Origin of the sequence: Ureibacillus aquaedulcis (assembly GCF_030418165.1) — a bacterium.
Lineage (GTDB): Bacteria > Bacillota > Bacilli > Bacillales_A > Planococcaceae > Ureibacillus > Ureibacillus aquaedulcis.
In genome coordinates this window covers 1-16926 of the sequence record NZ_JAUHTQ010000009.1, presented here as the reverse complement: position 1 = coordinate 16926, position 16926 = coordinate 1, and the positions used below count along the sequence as shown (strand labels likewise).

Below are 16926 nucleotides of genomic sequence, written 5' to 3'. Positions count from 1 at the left end.
ATAAAAAAAGTTAGGGGAAAATTTAAATCCCCTAAGCTTCTGAGCGTTTAACTTTTTTCCATTGAGAATAAATATCGAACAATGCTATTAGGATAATTATCCATAGAAATTCACTATCGAAGGAAATGCCTGAAGATGACTTGCCGCCTAATAGAGGGAAAATCACCATTAACATCATTATGTATAGTGTCAAAAATATTTGCCATTTTAGTGTAGTTTTATTGTCTGGATTTCTATGTTTTTTGGACAAAAGACTAAACACGAGACATACTAAAATAAGAATAATCAAAACGCCTTTTGGAATGGCATCAGCAAATGGAATATCAGGGAAAAAGTCATAAACAAATAAAAGTGTGATAGCCAATATAAAAATAGAATCTAAAGATTTGAGGAACTTCATAAAATACCCCCTTTGTAAAATTATAGCATAAATCTTATTGGGTTTTTATGCTTGGTTACAATGGCAAAGGATGCGCGCAAAAAAAACAAGCCCAAGCCACTCATCTTGAATTCCTTGAGTAACTTGGGCCATGTTCACTTATTCTATTCCGGTTGAACAGGTTCTTTCATTTGTCCTCCGCTTGGAAGCTCAACTCCAAGTTCAGCGAGTTGTGCTTGTGCTTCTTCTTGGGTAATCGTGCCGTTTCGTTGTTGTTCCATGATGCTTTGTGCTTTTTCTCTCGTTGCCTCATCCAAATCGGCAAACATATCGCCACGGCCTCCGGCTGTACCACCAGGACCTCCCATTCCGCCATGACCTGTCGCAGCTTGCTCTGTAACACCAGACTCATTTAACCATGTCACCGTATCGGAAATCGTAAAGTCGACTTCATTCGTTCCGCCTTCATAGTTTGCTTCTGTGAATAAACCATCACTTTCGGTTCCTGTTGCTTTTCCTCCAGAAGAGAGTGTGTAAGAAGCATCCTTCTTCAGTTGCGGTGAACTGATTACCACGGATTGATAATCTTTGTCTGGTGCAAAAGTCAATACAGATTCCCCATTGCTATCCTCTAGCTGAAGCACCGTTCCTGCTGCTTGTGTTTCAGTAAACGTCATCATAATAGATTGTTGAGCAGACTCCTCAGAAGTAGCCATTGCCATACCTGCACTACCTGAAGCGATAAGTAAGCCACCATCTATATTAAAGCTTTGATCATAGTCCAGAGAGGCATTGTTATTATTGGTAGGACCGCTAACGATTACCGTCCCATCTGTCATGGCAATCGAACCATTGGAATCAAGGCCGTCACCCATGGAATTTACATAAACGTAGCCCCCATTAATGGAAAGGACATTCTCTTCTGTATTTTCTGTTGCTGCAAAGTCACGACCGGAAGCGTCATTGCCGCCACCAATGTTAATACCGTCATCTGAAGCATTCACATGAATTTCTCCATCAGCGATTGTAATGCTTTTACTTTCCACGCCTTCATAACTCTTTGTCACATTGATAGTTCCGCCTTTTGTCAAAATGGAGGTATCTGCATGGATTCCATCATCTCCAGTTGCAACTTCCAAAACTCCGCCAGTGATGGTAATTGAATTATTACTGTGTACAGCATCATCCAATGTATCAATCGTAAAGCTTCCTCCACCTATCGCTACTTCAACAGCGGCTTTTAGACCTTTCGTACTTTCGGTTTCTGTCTCCGTACTTGCACTAGTTGTAGCGGCGGTATCTTTCATTTCCCCAGGCATGCCTGGCATCTGATTATTTTCATTTGTTTCAATTGTTTCCGGACTGCCGCCACCGGATGTAATTGTGAAATTTCCATCAGCAATTAGAAGGGAAGTCTCTGCCTGTATGCCGTCATTTGCCGACTCAATGTCAAAGGTACCGCCTTCAATCGCAATGATTGCTTTTGAAGCATCCTTGTCGTTTGTCGACTTGATTCCGTCTCCACCAGCTGTAATCGTAATTTTCCCATCTTTTACAGCAACGAGGTCACGTCCCATCAATCCATCATCAGCTGCTTTAATCTGGATTGTCCCACCAGTAACTTTCAACTCATCTTTAGAGGCAATGCCGTTATTATAGTTGCCATTAACGATTAAAGTACCATCCCCATTAATCGTCAAATCGTCTTTACTGAAAAGTGCAGCATTTGGCTCATCATCGTCTGAGTTTTCATATACATAATCTTCGCCATCACTTAGCGTGTTTGTTGTCCCATCCTCCAATGAAACAACCGTTTTCTCTGCCTTTTCTACAAAGATGGGTGCACTCGTTGATGAATTGATTTCCACTCCATTAAGAATTAGTCGAACCGTTCCTTCATCCTCTGCATTCACAATAATTTGTCCATCATTTAACTTCCCGCTAATTTCATACACACCCGAAGTTCGAATTGTGATGTTGCTTCCATCAATGACAACTCCGCCGTTTCCATCAAAGCTTGCACTGTCACCTTCAAGCTTGATAGAGGTTGCGTTGTCCCAATCAGTATAATTATCATCGTCTGAATACGAGACTTTGTCTTGGATCACACTGGCTATCTCCTGATTGCCAATCGTACTCAGGCTCTCCGCTTCGGCAACTGCTGGAATACTAGTCGATGAGTTTTCTTCTGTAGTATCACTGCAAGCAATTAGTAACGCACTACACATCACAAGAGGTGTTGCGATTTTGCTAAGGTTGGATTTTCTATTTTTCATTAAAATTGACTCCTTTTCATTTCTCGATTTAAAAGCTTTTTTCACTTATGAGGCAATTATTAAGGGTCAACCTTAAATCAACCTTAAAAAAATTAAATTTGCAATTCTGGAAATTGGACATATAATCAAACGTAGAAAATGAACAGAGAAAAGAGGAAGCAGGTAAATGAGGCTATTAATTATTGAAGATGACAAATATCTCTCTGATTCTATATGCGAAACGGTCAAGGAATTGTTTGAGCCGGAGCAGGCTTTCGACGGTGAAGAGGGGTTATTTCTAGCTGAGCAAAATATATTTGACGTCATTATTCTAGATATAATGCTGCCCTCCATGAACGGCTATGAGGTATTGCAAAACCTGAGAAAGCAAAACATAACGACGCCTGTCATTATGTTGACGGCAAAAGATGGCATTGATGACAAGATTCAAGGATTTAAAGTAGGTGCAGATGACTATTTGGTTAAGCCGTTCCATAGGGAAGAGCTGTTGCTTAGACTGGAGGCAATGGTCAGAAGATCGGGTGGATTATTAAAGGAAAACGTGATTACCTTTAAGGAACTAAAGTTGAATATTAAAAATAAAACCGCGGAGATTCAGGGAGAGATTTTGAAACTGAATGGGAAGCAATTTGATCTCCTCGAGTACCTGATCAATAATAAAAATGCGATTTTAACGAAGGAACAAATCTTTGATCGAATCTGGGGATTTGAATCCGATACCTCGATGACAGTAGTAGAAGTGTATGCAAGTAATTTGCGGAAAAACTTAAAAAAATACGGCTATGACCACTATATCAAAACGTTCCGTGGACTAGGTTATATGCTCACGGATAATGGTGAATAAAATGTTTAATAAAACCATCTTCAGAAAGCAGCAGCTTAAATTCATGCTCCTTAATCTGCTTGCGTTTACTGTCATTTTTGCGATTTTTGGCTTCATCATCTTTGGACAAGTCCAAAGAACATTGTACTCCCATGCAGATGAGGAGCTGCAATTATTTAAAGAGAGACTAACGGACGCTGTGAATGGTTTGGAGGGAGATGAAGTGAGGCCCATGCCTGGAAAAGGCAATCAGGATCTTTCTCCAATCGATAAAAAACGGGAGAACCCGAATCCGAGGATTGTTGTGATTCAATGGGATAGCACCGGCAAGATTTTGAACGAAGGAGAAATTGGCTCTTTATTTTATGAAAATTATCTCACGGATTACCAGCTCGATAAGACTCAGCTAGATGAAATCACGATGACATCGATTGATGATTTGTACCATTTCAGATACCTTCTTTTTGAGGATGTCAATGAGCAAGATGACATTGCTTATATACAGCTTTTAATCAATGTGGATGCGGAACAAACCATAATCTCCAACTTTATGAGACTAGTAACGATTTGTTCGGTGATTTTCATTATTCTTTCAATTTCAGCAAGTTATATATTATCAAAAAAGATGATGAAACCAATTATGCTGTCTTGGAATAAGCAGGCGGAGTTTGTGGAAAATGCTTCCCATGAACTGAGAACGCCGTTAACCATCATCCAAAACAAATTAGAGTTGCTGCTAAGGGCACCGCACGAAAGAATAGCCGATAAATTTGAAAACATCGCCTTAAGCCTTTCAGAAACGCGTCGTTTATCAAAACTCACTTCAGACTTATTAACATTAGCCAGAGCAGATTCAGCAGAAACAGAGCTTACTTTACAGAATGTGGAAATAGATAAATTGGTGCGTGAGGTTTGTGCGCCATATCAGGAAATTGCCGAGTCACAGGATAAGCATTTCTGGCTTAATTTGAAATGCCCGATTGCGATTAACGCCGATGAAACCCGTTTATACCAGCTATTCGTCATCTTGTTGGATAATGCTTTAAAGTACACTGTAGAAAATGACAGTATTGGTGTCAAAACTTATCTTGAGGATCAGCGGGTAGTCATAGAGATGAGTGATACCGGAATCGGGATAAAAGAGGAAAATATGCAGTATATTTTTGAACGTTTCTATCGTGAGGACAGAGCAAGGTCCCGAGAAACGGGCGGAGTGGGCTTAGGGTTATCCATTGCCCAATGGATCGTCGAAAAACACAGAGGCTCCATAAAAGTGATGAAAAATCAAAATAAGGGAACCACTTTTATTATTAAACTACCAAAGTAGGGGATTGCAGAAATGCAATCTCTTTTTTTGTGGGCTGAAATTTGGAGTTATCTTTTGGGTATCAAGATGGGAGAATGAAACGCATCTTGAGGTCAATATCAGTTCGAAACGCGTTTGATCAGGGGTATCAAATGTATCTTGAGGTTAATATCAGTTCGAAACGCGTTTGATCAGGGGTATCAAACGTATCTTGAGGTTAATATCCGTTCGAAACGCGTTTGATTAGGGGTATCAAACGCATCTTGGAGTCAACTTCAGTTTGAAACGCGTTTGATCAGGGGTATCAAACGCATCCTGGAGTCAACTTCAGTTCGAAACGCGTTTGATCAGGGGTATCAAACGCATCCTGGAGTCAACTTCAGTTTGAAACGCGTTTGATCAGGGGTATCAAACGCATCTTGAAGTTAATTTCGGTCGGAAACGCGTTTCATCAGAGGAATCAAACGCATCTTGAAGTTAATTTCGGTCGAAAACGCGTTTCATCAAGGGTTTCAAACGCATCTTGTCGGTCGGAAACGCGTTTCACCAAGGAAATGAAACGCATCGTAACTTACAGTAAAACATTAAACAAATATACAAACTTCTAAATTTTATTTTTCTTCCAGATTTTCTTTAAGGTTTGTTTAAGGTTCGTCCTCAATAATGTGATTCATAAGAGAACACACAGCAAAGGAGAAAGGCATATGGAAGGAAGACGCTTGAATGGTGTGATGGGGCGAACGGAACTTAAGCATGAGATTACCAAAATGGATTGCTATCTTCTCAGAAATAAATTAAAGCATTTCATGAGGGTGGATCCCTACGCAAAGAAGGACGGCAAATATTTAATTCGCAGTGTGTATTTTGATAACTTCGATAATAAGGTCTTAACCGAGAAAAAAGAAGGTTTTTATAACCGCGATAAATTTCGGGTAAGGCTCTACGATTACAATATGAATTTCTTGAATTTGGAGAAAAAAAGTAAGCGAAATAATCTTACGTATAAGCAAAAGTGCCCGATTTCAGCAGAGGAATATGAAAAAATAAGAAACGGGGACATCGCCTGGATGGAGAATGATTCAAGACCGCTTATCCAGGATTTGTATATCCAGATGAACCTATTTCAAATAAAGCCCGTAACGGTAGTTGATTATGAAAGGGAAGTATTTATCTATGATCAAGGCAATGTCCGTGTAACATTTGACAGTGATATCAAAACGAGCTTCAGGAATAACGATTTGTTGAATCCCGATTTAGCTATGGTTGAAACGAATCCGGAGGTTGTCATTCTTGAAGTAAAATATGACGAGTTTATCCCGGATGTCATAAAGTATTTGCTGCAGCTTGGAAATCGGAAAAAAGGGACCTATTCCAAATATCAAGTAAGCCGAATGTTCGGTTAAGATGGAAAGAAAGTTGGAGGGATTTTTATGGAAACTGTAAATTTTGATGATATTTTTAAATCGAGTATTTTGGAAAAAACAAGTAGCTTTTCAATTGTGGATTCGGCTATAGGATTATTGGCAGCCTTTTTCATAGGGTTATTCATTTATTATGTATATAAGAAAACGTTCACGGGTGTTATTTACTCCCATACATTCAATATATCTTTAATCATCATGTCAATGACAACTGCTTTAATCATTATTGGGATTTCGTCCAATGTCATGTTGTCCCTTGGGATGGTAGGGGCCTTATCGATTGTGCGTTTCCGAACACCGATTAAAGACCCGATGGATATCGTGTATCTTTTTTGGGCAATTGTTTCAGGTATTTTATGCGGAGCAGGATTCATCCCGTTAGTAATTATTGGTTCGATTTTAATCGGCCTTGTATTAATCCTTTTCGGTAACCGTATTAAAGTAGAAAATCCATATCTATTAGTTGTTCGCTATGATGAAACTTCCATTGAAAAATCTATGGAGCACGTCATTTCCGAACATGTTAAAAAACATTCGGTTAAGTCAAAATCCATTATGCCGGGAAATGACTTTGAAGTAACCTACGAAATTCGTGTTAAAGAAAATGATATGAGCTTTATCAACAATATATCCGGCATTGAAGGCGTCAAATCAGCTATTATGTTAAGTTATGACGGCAACTTCACAGCGTAGAATAGTCATGAATCACTCTCCCTTATAATGAGGTGGGAGTGATTTTTTGTTTAATTCTTATTGTTTAACGCCGACCTTTTGTAATAAAATGGTATTTAATCAACTAAAAGAGAGTGAGGGATTATTAATGACTTTTCCAATAAGAGTTAGAGCATGTGCACTTGTCATAGAAAACGATAGGATTCTATTGGTAGAATTCGAAGACGAACGCGGGGTGCATTATAACTTGCCGGCAGGTGGGGTTGAACAGAACGAATCTGTGATAGAAGCTGTTAAACGGGAAGCTAGAGAGGAAGCATCAATTGAAGTAGAGGTTGGACCGTTAGCCTTGGTCTTTGAATATGCCCCACATTTGAATGCTAATCGATTTGGAGAAACACCTTCTTTACAATTGATTTTCGATTGTAAAATTATAGATGACTCAATTCCCGAACTTCCTAACAACCCGGATCCAAATCAAATCGGTGTTAAATGGATTCCCCTCAACAAATTGAAAAATATTGTTCTATATCCAAATATTAAAGAGCAAATTCTAGCCTATGCAAAAAGCCCTCAAAGTATTGAGTTTATTGAAGAACATCTTCTTTTAATGAAATAGGGCTCCAACTCCAAGGTAACTTATTCTACTCCAAATAGCAGCATCAAATAAGTGATTGCGTAAACTGGAATGACACAGGAAGTAATCAGGTACATAATCAGCTCGCCTTTAGTGAGTTTTCTTTTCCACTTTGTTAGCTTCAGTTGCCTTCTATAAATAACGCAAGATACGGGGAGTAACAATGTAGATAACTCTTTTATATTTTCTAAAAAAGTTACCGTCATTCAATCATCATCTCCAATCCTTTCTCCTTATAAAAACGCTACCTATCAAAATCTATGTAAAAAGCTTTTTTCCTATTACTAATAATAAATGAACTATTGAGTGAGTAGTTACGATAAAAAGTAACTGCTCGCTTCATTAGCTAGATTCCCGCTTTCTCACACTATTATGATAAACTTTATTCTACAAGAGGTGATTATAGCTATGCAGCACTTACAATTTGAAGCATCTTGGGACAAGGCATTGGCTGCCAAGGACCGACTAAAAATAAAAAATATCTTTGATGAAACGAAAGATTTAAATCATTCCGATTGCCTTTTCTCTCCGATAAGAGAAGCAATCAACCATGAAGAGGCATTGCTTGTGACTGTATTGATCCATAATTTTACCAGTCATGTGCTAAGTTTTCACAATACTAGATTACTTTATAGTATTCAGGGGGAGGCAATAGCGGACGAAATCTTCACTCTGCCTGCACTGATGATTCCATCAAAAGTAAGTATGCCCTGGACGTTTATTTTTCCGAAGGGCAGCTATAGCCCGCGAGCTACTTTTGAAAACGGTCGATTGGAAATACTTTAAACTCATGATTCCATCAAGCTTTAAGAGGGTAGAAAATTATAAAAAGAAATTGAATATTCATAAGAACTGATATATTCTTTTAATACTATAATTCTTGAAGCGAGGAGTACATATGCATCCCATCAACGATGATTCAAATACTTTATTTGCAATATACAAATCCCTTTTTGAATCGAATCCCGATCCATGCTACGCCCTGGATAAAAACGGGAAATTTATCATCATAAATAAAATGGCAATGGACTTGGCTGGATACACAAGCGAGGAGTTCTCCGAGTTTTCTTTTACGGAAATCGTGGCCGATGAACATAAAGAAATTACTTTAGAAATATTCAAAGATGTACTAACCAATGGGATAACAACAAGCTTCGATGTTTCGATTAAACATAAAACAGGCAAAATAATCGAATTGTATGGAACCTCGGTACCTATTATTGTGGAGAATAATATAGTTGGTATAGCTGGGATCGTAAAAGATATGACGCAAAAGAATCAGATGCAAAGAGAGTTAGAGAGAACCAAAATTGAATTGGAAAGTGTTTTCAATAACATCGATGTCTGTGTCTGGTCAAGTAATTTTGAGCATGAGGTAGTTTTCCAAATTTCTTACGCTTGCAAGAAAATATACGGATACCCTCAAGAAGAGTTTAGAAAGAACCCTAATCTTTGGATGGAAGTGATTCATCCGGATGATCTGGGTTATGTTAAAGCGATGCAGGCTAAATTAGAACAAGGGCAGACGCTTAACCTGGAATACCGCATTATTGACGCTAATCAAAAGGTAAAATGGGTCTCAAATTATACAACACCCATTTTTAACGAAGTGGGGGATATTATCAGGTTGAATGGGGTCGTCGCAGATATTCAGCAACGACGTCTTGCTGAAGAGCAGCTGGAATTTATGGCATTCAATGATGAATTAACACAATTACCGAACCGCAGAAGATTTGAACAGCTTTTAAATGAATCCATTTTGAATGCTCAAATAACAAACACGAAAATGGCAGTTCTTTACTTTGATTTAGATCAATTTAAATGGATTAATGATACGCTCGGACATATAATCGGGGACAAGGTTCTAAAAGTAATAGCAGAACGGTTGAAAACGATTGTTGGGGAAGAAGGAATTGTTTCAAGAGTTGGCGGGGATGAATTTATCATTCTCCTACAGGATATAGATGAGCTGCTACATATTGAAGAAAAAGCACAAAGTCTAATTGATGATATTGTTCAACCGATCTTTTTAGGCGATAGAAGTTATGTACTTACAGCCAGTATTGGAATATGTATTTTCCCGGATCATACTAGCGATGCCGAGAAGTTAATCACATTCGCCGACCAGGCTTTGAATGCAGCGAAAAGAGATGGTAAAAACAATTACAAATTATATCAAAAGGAATTTTCCGATGGGGTATTCAGAAAACTCGAAATACTCCAAACTTTACGGCAGGCAATAAATAACAATAACTCGTTAACTCTAAACTACCAACCGATTGTGGATGCGCGGACTAAAAAGATAGTTGGTTTCGAAGCTCTTTTACGCTGGAATGATCCGGTATTGGGAAGTATCTCCCCAGGAGAATTTATACCCATTGCAGAGGAATCCGGTCTTATCGTTCCACTTGGGGAGTGGGTTATCCGGACAGCATGCCTAAAGTTCAACGAATTATATAGGAATAGTGAGTTCTCCCCATATCTCTCTGTCAATGTATCAACAAAACAATTTGATAATAAACAATTTGTGGAGAAGCTTATCAAGATTCTGGAGGAAACGAATTTTAATCCGAGATACCTCAAAATAGAGTTAACGGAAAGCATCATGATGACAGATGTAGAGAATGTAATAGAGAAGCTAAATCAATTGCAGATAATCGGAGTTGGGGTGTTTTTGGATGATTTCGGGACAGGCTATTCTTCTCTTAGTTATTTGGGAGTACTTCCTATTAATACGCTTAAAATTGATCAATCTTTTATACAAAATATACATTCTATGTGTCAGGAAACGATTGTACGCACGATTATTTCAATGGCAGAAAGTTTAGAAAAAGGAATCATTGCTGAAGGTGTTGAAGAGGAACACCAATTATGCTATTTGCAGGAACTGGGATGCCACTATATCCAAGGCTATCTATTCGGTAAGCCGATACCTTTCGAGGAGATTCCGGAAATGCTAAAAAATGAATTATAAAATAATAGTCATCTTTTCGACTATAATCAAGTTTTATTTGAGAGAGGCGGTTGCATGGATTGTGCTGTCGCTTCTTTTTCGTTAAAAAAGGATTTCTACATTATGACGAGAAACTCTAAATATTGAGGAATAGGAGGGATACTGTGAATTTTGAGGTTTGTAGAAGGAATTTTAAGGCAGTAGGCTTTAAAGGTAGAGGAGCCTTTGAGCATTTTAGTGAGGAAGTACCAGCACTTGCAAAACAGTTATTGGCTCGGGCAGGTGAAATTGAAAGCCATTTACATATTGAAATCGCATTTTTTGAACCGAAAAGGGAGGGAGCTCACCATATAGGGCACTATATTGTAGGGTTGCTTGTAAGGAATTCCATAAGTCCCCCTATGGGAATGGAGTTTATTGAAATAGACCAAAAATATGTCACAGCGACTGGCAAAATATCCACGATTAGCAGCCTTCATTCAAATTTAATGCAATGGGCAAACGAGCAAGGGCATAAGAGGAACCTGGAGTCATATATTGTGGAGACTTACCACCCGATGGACGATGAAGAGGAAGTACAGATATATTTACCGATTTACTAGAGATTTTAGTGAAATTGCTAAATTACAAGAGCAATCGCTTTTTAAAAGTTTTGGTGCAGTATTTTGGATTGGGCTATTAATTGCTTAGCTGGTGACAAAGTTAAATGTACCACTGTCAGTGGATAGTTCTAACATTTTGAGCAAACCGGAAATAAAATGATTGAGGATGCATGAAATCCCCGTAAATGTTAGGGACGAATCTACATTTACGGGGTGTTTTTTATTTTCATGAAAGAATTGATCTTTTATTCTTCTGTCGTACTTCCAAGAGCTTTAAAAGGTAGGTGTTCGATTCCTAACTCTGCTAATGCTGCTTCAGCTTCATCAATTAGAGTTTCTGCTTTTTCTTTTGTTGCATCGTCAAGGTCAGCCAGGAAATCTTCGCGACTACCTTTGCTTTTTTTAGTTGGCAGGTCGACCCCAAGTTCGGCAAGTTGAGTTTGGGCATCTGCCTGTGTGATAGTACCTGCTTTTTGCTGGTCAAGAATAGACTGGGCTTTTTCCTGTGTTGCATCATCAAGGTCAGCTAGGAAATCTCCGTGGCCACCCTTATTTCCTTTAGATGGCAAGTCCACCCCAAGTGAAGCAAGCTGAGTTTGAGCCTCTTCCTGTGTGATAGTACCCGCTTTTTGTTCGTCTAGAATAGCTTGAGCTTTTTCTTTAGTTGCATCATCAAGATCAGCTAGGAAATCTCCACGGCCACCCTTATTTCCTCTAGATGGCAAGTCCACCCCAAGTGCAGCAAGCTGAGTTTGAGCCTCTTCCTGTGTGATAGTACCCGCTTTTTGTTGGTCTAGAATAGCTTGAGCTTTTTCCTTTGTTGCATCATCAAGGTTAGCTAAGAAATCGCCACGACCATCTTTGTTTCCTTTAGTAGGCAAGTCCACCCCAAGTTCCGCTAAATTCGTTTTTAGCTCGTCCATTATCGCTTGCATTTTTTGTTTTGTATCACTATCAAGAGAAGCTTTCACATTGCTTGCTTGTTCCACAGCTGCACTTGAGTTGGTTGTGCTTTCCATTGCTGCAAATGCCTGAGTACTATAACCTCCGATAACTCCTAGCGTTAGGGCACTTGACAATACATATCCAAATAATTTGTTTTTATTCATTTTACTTTTCCTCCTTGATTTCATAGCTAATCAAACATTGTGTTCTAATGAACAATTCATACTTTACTCCCCAATAGTGAAAAAATGGTGAAAAGAAAATAAAATATTACTTTTGTAGATTAGTAATTAATTGGAAGCGAAGGTTATTATAACGATTCAGGAGGAAAACTGCTTCAAAAGGAAAAAAGGTAATTATCAGTGATGTTAACGCAATCTCGGGGACTATAGAAGTTTGAAATAGTAGTTGCTAGTTTCTATAGGTTGTAATCTAGCATGAAAAAGATTTTTTATAGATGAATTCTAGTTTTTCACCAAGTTTTCACCGACGAAGAATAAATTATAGTCATTCAACAAGAAAGGAGAAATCGAATGAATACTAGATTAAGTCAATTAGTGCTTAGAGGAGGCATCATCACTTCATTGATTTTGGGAGTTTCCCTGATACTCGGGGGATATCGTGCTTCGGCAGCTGGTATGCATGGCCATGGCCCTGGAGGAATGCCGACAATGAGAGAATTTGGTGGACATCATGTAATGTTTGGCCCTCAACATGCAGGGTTTCCATGGTTAGGTCTACTTGTATTCTTCATTATTGGAATAGCTGTCGCTGTTTTGTTAGTGAAATGGCTGAAAAACAAATCAAAAACTCCTTCAATGGAGCATTTTATTCAAACAACTTTAGCAAGTCCATATAAATCGATGAATAGCCAAAATGAACATATTTTAGATCAATGGGAAAAAGAATTAAATAAAAAGGAGAATGTGTAAAATGGGGATTTTCAGAAGAGTAAAAATGATTACAAACGCGAATATACATGAATTGTTAGATGGGGTAGAAGATCCAATTGCCATGTTAAATGAATATTCCAGAGAAATGGAACAGGAAATGGCAAAAGCACAAAAAGCACTCTCCCGTCAGATTTTTATAGAGAATAAGCAAGCTAAACTTATTAATGAAACAAAAGAAATTATCGCAAAAAGAACTCGACAAGCAAACTTAGCCCTGGATTTCGGGGAAGAGGCAATTGCAAGAATGGCCATTGAAGAAAAGATAATGTATGAAAACTATCTCGGTATGTATGAACTGCAATATGCAGAAATCCAAGAACAATCAAATATGCTAAAGGAGCAATTGAAGGAACTGCAGAATACTTTTATGGCATTGCAAAATAGAAAGCTTTTACTAGCTTCCCGAGCAAACGTGGCGCGATCTATGAAACAAATCCAATCAACAACTGCCTCCTTCCAAACGGGCAATATTTTAAAGGGGATTTCACAAGCAGAAGATCAAATTCTGTTAATGGAATCGGAAGTGCAAGCCAACAGACATTTTACCAGCCCTATGCTTGTACAAGATGTCATCTATCAGAATCATGTCAATGATGAGGATATCAACCAAGAAATCGAAAAGCTAAAGAACGAAAAGGAAAAACAACTAAAGTTAAGTTAATGGTCAGATAGAAAAGAAGTACCGGTCAAATAGGCTAGGTACTTCTTTTCCTTTAAAGAGAAGAACATTATAATGAACGAAATAATTCATTTACATAACGCTTAATTTTTTTGTTTAATATAAATTAACAAGCTAGCTATAAGAGGATTAAATATGCATCTATAAAATAGATGTTTCGAGAGTCAATTAAATACATAATGCGAAAGGTGCATAACAATGAATATTTTACTGGCAGAGGATGACTCTACGCTTGGAGAGCTTATCGTTTTTATGCTTAAGAAAAAGGGCGGGTATAATGTTGAGTGGGTAATGGAAGGCGAAGATGCTTTTTATTACGCAACGAATGCCCACTACGATGTCTTGATCCTGGATTGGATGATGCCGAATGGAACGGGTGTGGAGGTTTGCGGGCGTTTACGAAAACAAGGTTATTCCGGTGCGATTTTAATGCTTACTGCAAAAGATAGCGTTCAAGACCGAATAGACGGGTTGGATTCTGGTGCGGATGATTACCTTGTCAAACCCTTTGAAATTGATGAGCTAATGGCAAGATTACGTGCTCTTGCACGTCGTAACTATGCTCCAATAGTAGAGGAAGAGATTCAAGTTAGAGATCTGGTGTTTAATCGAATGAGTCACGTCGTTCGTCTGGGAAATGAAGTTATTCAACTTAGTAAAAGAGAATTTCAACTGCTCGATCTATTGGTCCAAAATAGAGGGCAGGTAATTTCGCGTGAGGTGATACTTGACCGTATATGGGGAAATGATTCCGATGTTGCCCCCAAAACAATTGATGCTACAGTGAAATTAATTCGAAAGAAGTTGAAAAAAGTTAAGAAAGAGCAGCTACTTCAAAGTATAAGAGGGGTGGGGTATAAGTTTGAAGCATAATCTTTTACCATTCCTCAAGAGTTTCATAACGCCTAGTGGAAAAGATCTGTTCAGTCGTACACAAGGACAATTAACGCGGATTTATAGTGGGCTGCTCATTCTTTTCCTGATGCTTTTTATTGTCATTGTATATAGCATTCTGTATTACTCCATTTTAAAAAGCTCCGAACGAGAATTGGAGTCCCTTGCAGATCAAGAAGCACAATATATTGAACAATACTTACTAGAGAATAGAACGAGGGATTTCCGGGATATACAAAATCAGGAGATTGTGTTTTCAGGTGTCAATCAGGTCTTTTACTATGTAATGAATTCAGATGGTGAAATCATCATGGGAAATGATGAGGATAGCCGGTTGCAAGCCGTGCTGCCCCCTTTACTGAAGTCGAGAATAACAAAGGGAAATGGCGTTTTTTTGGAATCCCTCCATCTTGAAGGGAACCAAGATGAAAAAGGGAATAAGAGAGAATTTCATCGACCCGAAAGTGACCAGGATATTTCATTAATGATTGCTGGTCATCCGATTACATTTAAGGGACAAACGATCGGCCAGCTCTATATTGGGAGAGATTTCACTTTTGCCTCTCAGCTTTTTCAATGGGTATTGATTATTCTAATTGTATTAGGATTGATATTTATAGGGCTTGCGTTATTTATGAGTCAAAAGATGTCCAAAAAAGCCATGGTTCCAATTGCGAAGGCGTTTACGAGACAAAAAGAATTTGCCGCTGATGCTTCCCATGAATTGCGGACACCATTAGCCGTTTTGCAATCTTCACTGGATGCAATGGATATGACTTTGCGAGATGAGAAGGACCAATTTACTGAAAAGTTACTAAAAAATATGCGCCAGGAAGTCAAAAGAATGACTAGTTTGGTAGGTGATCTATTAACACTGGCACGTTCAGATTCAAATACAGTTGAACTTAGAAAGGACACGTTTAATTTACGACAGATGGCTGAGGATGTCTTGGAATCTGTTCGCCCGCTTGCAGATGAAAAAACAATATCCACTAGTCTCGATGCACCTGAAAATCTAATGGTTGTAGCGGATCCCGAAAGATTATCTCAATTAATATATATTCTTTTGGATAATGCAATTAAGTATACTCCAGCAGGTGGAGCGGTAAAGATTTCACTTTCACAAGAAGAGTGTTATGTTTACATTACGGTAAACGATACAGGAGTAGGAATCAAAGATAAGGATTTGAATCATATCTTCGAAAGGTTCTACAGAGCGGACAAATCACGCTCCCGTCAAATGGGGGGACATGGCTTGGGGCTTTCCATTGCGAAATGGATTGTAGAAACACATAAAGGGACAATTGAAGTGTCGAGTGAATTAGAAAAAGGAAGTACCTTTCTTGTCAAGATACCAAGAAAAATGGAATAGGGTAGATAGCGTTAATCCAATAAGAAGGGGTTGACGCTTTTTCCTTGAAGTCTTGAAATTAATATGTTGTAGGACTTTTATATACTGCGGGAAATTTTGGCGAAACAAATCATATATTAAACTAAATATAAGATAAGGGAGCTAATACATATGCAGATAAAAATAATGTTCAAACAGTTTTTGGGTGAGCCATTGTGGTTTAAAATACTTATCTCTACAACTTTACTAAGTTCCATTGTTTTTAGTAGCTCTTTTTTCTCGGGACATCCTTCTATTCAATGCTTTGCTAAACTAGCTGCGGCTGTTTTCTTTTTTGCTTATGCATATAAAATGAGAAGGAGTCGAAAGAATTTTATTATTTTTATATCGTTGGCAGCTTTCTGTGTTCTACTAGCTATCCTGGAATTCTATCAGTGATTTAGGTTAATATGGGACTACCTGGGTCAAAGAATGGAAGTCTTTAACTTCCTTTAATGGTTTTCACTCCAATAGAATTGATGTTGATTTTCTAAAGCTGCACAATTAGATAAGGAGTTGTTGATATGGCATTTGGAATAGTAATAATCATTTTAGTGCTAGCCCTTGGAACAGCTATTTATTTTTCGTTGGGCAAGTCAACCAAAAGAAAACTGATTGTTTGGGGGATAACAACAATGCTTGCCATCGCCCCTTTTTTCACATGGTTAGGTAGTATTGGTTTTGCTATATATGTTGGAGATGGCTTTGCTGGAATGGGACTAATGGTAATCATGTTCCCAATACTATTTTTAATCGGCATTACTTTGCTTTTAATTGGAATTTTTATTAAACCAAAACAGATAGATTAAAGGATATTTAAATGGGTTATAACTCGACAGTCCTTATATTATGCTCATTGGCTTATTAGTTGCAATTATTTACGGTAGAGAATTCCCGGCATTTCATATATTATTTAAATATACTTAAACAAGTTCTAGCTGTAGCGGCAAACGAGCCGCTTACGCTTTTAATATCTAGCTGCAGCGGCTAGCCTCT

The 16926-nt window shown here is 38.2% G+C and carries 16 protein-coding genes; 13 read left to right on the top strand and 3 right to left on the bottom strand.

Annotation, left to right across the window (positions count from 1 at the left end):
- Window positions 1-31: 31 nt before the first annotated feature.
- Together QYB95_RS12400 and QYB95_RS12395 are read right to left on the bottom strand one after the other, a co-directional pair.
- A complete protein-coding gene (locus tag QYB95_RS12400; protein WP_301138646.1) occupies window positions 32-400 on the bottom strand; it encodes a hypothetical protein in 369 nt (122 codons plus the stop codon).
- Window positions 401-543: 143 nt separating this feature from the next.
- Complete coding sequence (locus QYB95_RS12395) at window positions 544-2655, bottom strand: carbohydrate-binding domain-containing protein (protein WP_301138645.1); 2112 nt, start codon at window positions 2653-2655, stop codon at window positions 544-546.
- Between the two features lie 166 nt (window positions 2656-2821).
- Here QYB95_RS12395 and QYB95_RS12390 point away from each other — a divergent pair, with 166 nt between their 5' ends.
- The 8 genes from QYB95_RS12390 to QYB95_RS12355 all read left to right on the top strand — a co-directional run bounded on the left by QYB95_RS12390 (window position 2822) and on the right by QYB95_RS12355 (window position 11069).
- On the top strand, window positions 2822-3499 hold the full coding sequence (locus QYB95_RS12390) for a response regulator transcription factor (protein WP_301138644.1): 678 nt from the start codon (window positions 2822-2824) through the stop codon (window positions 3497-3499).
- Between the two features lies 1 nt (window position 3500).
- Entirely contained in the window at window positions 3501-4805 is a 1305-nt protein-coding gene (locus QYB95_RS12385) for a sensor histidine kinase (protein ID WP_301138643.1), read from the top strand.
- A gap of 683 nt (window positions 4806-5488) precedes the next feature.
- Window positions 5489-6187: a polyphosphate polymerase domain-containing protein gene (locus QYB95_RS12380; protein ID WP_301138642.1), complete on the top strand. Its 699-nt coding sequence runs from the start codon at window positions 5489-5491 to the stop codon at window positions 6185-6187.
- Window positions 6188-6214: 27 nt separating this feature from the next.
- Complete coding sequence (locus QYB95_RS12375) at window positions 6215-6898, top strand: DUF4956 domain-containing protein (protein ID WP_301138641.1); 684 nt, start codon at window positions 6215-6217, stop codon at window positions 6896-6898.
- Between the two features lie 127 nt (window positions 6899-7025).
- Window positions 7026-7496 carry an NUDIX domain-containing protein gene (locus QYB95_RS12370; RefSeq protein ID WP_301138640.1) on the top strand — a complete coding sequence of 157 codons (471 nt, stop codon included), beginning with the start codon at window positions 7026-7028 and terminating at the stop codon, window positions 7494-7496.
- A gap of 426 nt (window positions 7497-7922) precedes the next feature.
- A complete protein-coding gene (locus QYB95_RS12365; protein WP_301138639.1) occupies window positions 7923-8300 on the top strand; it encodes an SLAP domain-containing protein in 378 nt (125 codons plus the stop codon).
- A gap of 112 nt (window positions 8301-8412) precedes the next feature.
- Window positions 8413-10488 (top strand): sensor domain-containing protein, encoded by a 2076-nt coding sequence (locus QYB95_RS12360; protein WP_301138638.1) that lies wholly within the window; start codon window positions 8413-8415, stop codon window positions 10486-10488.
- 143 nt (window positions 10489-10631) lie between these two features.
- Window positions 10632-11069, top strand: a complete 438-nt coding sequence (locus tag QYB95_RS12355; RefSeq protein WP_301138637.1) for an AraC family transcriptional regulator — start codon at window positions 10632-10634, stop codon at window positions 11067-11069.
- A gap of 245 nt (window positions 11070-11314) precedes the next feature.
- Here the strand turns inward: QYB95_RS12355 and QYB95_RS12350 are convergent, their stop codons facing one another.
- Complete coding sequence (locus QYB95_RS12350; RefSeq protein ID WP_301138636.1) at window positions 11315-12178, bottom strand: gluzincin family metallopeptidase; 864 nt, start codon at window positions 12176-12178, stop codon at window positions 11315-11317.
- 369 nt (window positions 12179-12547) lie between these two features.
- Between QYB95_RS12350 and QYB95_RS12345 the strand changes: the two genes are divergently transcribed.
- The 5 genes from QYB95_RS12345 to QYB95_RS12325 all read left to right on the top strand — a co-directional run bounded on the left by QYB95_RS12345 (window position 12548) and on the right by QYB95_RS12325 (window position 16739).
- Window positions 12548-12946 (top strand): hypothetical protein, encoded by a 399-nt coding sequence (locus QYB95_RS12345; RefSeq protein WP_301138635.1) that lies wholly within the window; start codon window positions 12548-12550, stop codon window positions 12944-12946.
- A gap of 1 nt (window position 12947) precedes the next feature.
- A complete protein-coding gene (locus tag QYB95_RS12340; protein WP_301138634.1) occupies window positions 12948-13628 on the top strand; it encodes a PspA/IM30 family protein in 681 nt (226 codons plus the stop codon).
- A gap of 216 nt (window positions 13629-13844) precedes the next feature.
- Entirely contained in the window at window positions 13845-14519 is a 675-nt protein-coding gene (locus tag QYB95_RS12335) for a response regulator transcription factor (RefSeq protein ID WP_301138633.1), read from the top strand.
- Window positions 14509-15912, top strand: a complete 1404-nt coding sequence (locus tag QYB95_RS12330) for a sensor histidine kinase (protein WP_301138632.1) — start codon at window positions 14509-14511, stop codon at window positions 15910-15912. Before QYB95_RS12335 ends, QYB95_RS12330 begins: the two co-directional genes overlap by 11 nt.
- Window positions 15913-16454: 542 nt before the next feature.
- Window positions 16455-16739, top strand: a complete 285-nt coding sequence (locus QYB95_RS12325; protein ID WP_301138631.1) for a hypothetical protein — start codon at window positions 16455-16457, stop codon at window positions 16737-16739.
- Window positions 16740-16926: the final 187 nt, after the last annotated feature.

What these genes read in the sequence shown, in the direction of transcription:
- QYB95_RS12380 (WP_301138642.1), top strand. Translation starts at nt 5,489, where the DNA reads ATGGAAGGAAGACGCTTGAATGGTGTGATGGGGCGAACGGAACTTAAG.
- QYB95_RS12335 (WP_301138633.1), top strand. Translation starts at nt 13,845, where the DNA reads ATGAATATTTTACTGGCAGAGGATGACTCTACGCTTGGAGAGCTTATC.
- QYB95_RS12390 (WP_301138644.1), top strand. Translation starts at nt 2,822, where the DNA reads ATGAGGCTATTAATTATTGAAGATGACAAATATCTCTCTGATTCTATA.
- QYB95_RS12375 (WP_301138641.1), top strand. Translation starts at nt 6,215, where the DNA reads ATGGAAACTGTAAATTTTGATGATATTTTTAAATCGAGTATTTTGGAA.
- QYB95_RS12345 (WP_301138635.1), top strand. Translation starts at nt 12,548, where the DNA reads ATGAATACTAGATTAAGTCAATTAGTGCTTAGAGGAGGCATCATCACT.
- QYB95_RS12385 (WP_301138643.1), top strand. Translation starts at nt 3,501, where the DNA reads ATGTTTAATAAAACCATCTTCAGAAAGCAGCAGCTTAAATTCATGCTC.
- QYB95_RS12370 (WP_301138640.1), top strand. Translation starts at nt 7,026, where the DNA reads ATGACTTTTCCAATAAGAGTTAGAGCATGTGCACTTGTCATAGAAAAC.
- QYB95_RS12325 (WP_301138631.1), top strand. Translation starts at nt 16,455, where the DNA reads ATGGCATTTGGAATAGTAATAATCATTTTAGTGCTAGCCCTTGGAACA.
- QYB95_RS12350 (WP_301138636.1), bottom strand. Translation starts at nt 12,178, where the DNA reads ATGAATAAAAACAAATTATTTGGATATGTATTGTCAAGTGCCCTAACG.
- QYB95_RS12340 (WP_301138634.1), top strand. Translation starts at nt 12,948, where the DNA reads ATGGGGATTTTCAGAAGAGTAAAAATGATTACAAACGCGAATATACAT.
- QYB95_RS12395 (WP_301138645.1), bottom strand. Translation starts at nt 2,655, where the DNA reads ATGAAAAATAGAAAATCCAACCTTAGCAAAATCGCAACACCTCTTGTG.
- QYB95_RS12360 (WP_301138638.1), top strand. Translation starts at nt 8,413, where the DNA reads ATGCATCCCATCAACGATGATTCAAATACTTTATTTGCAATATACAAA.
- QYB95_RS12365 (WP_301138639.1), top strand. Translation starts at nt 7,923, where the DNA reads ATGCAGCACTTACAATTTGAAGCATCTTGGGACAAGGCATTGGCTGCC.
- QYB95_RS12400 (WP_301138646.1), bottom strand. Translation starts at nt 400, where the DNA reads ATGAAGTTCCTCAAATCTTTAGATTCTATTTTTATATTGGCTATCACA.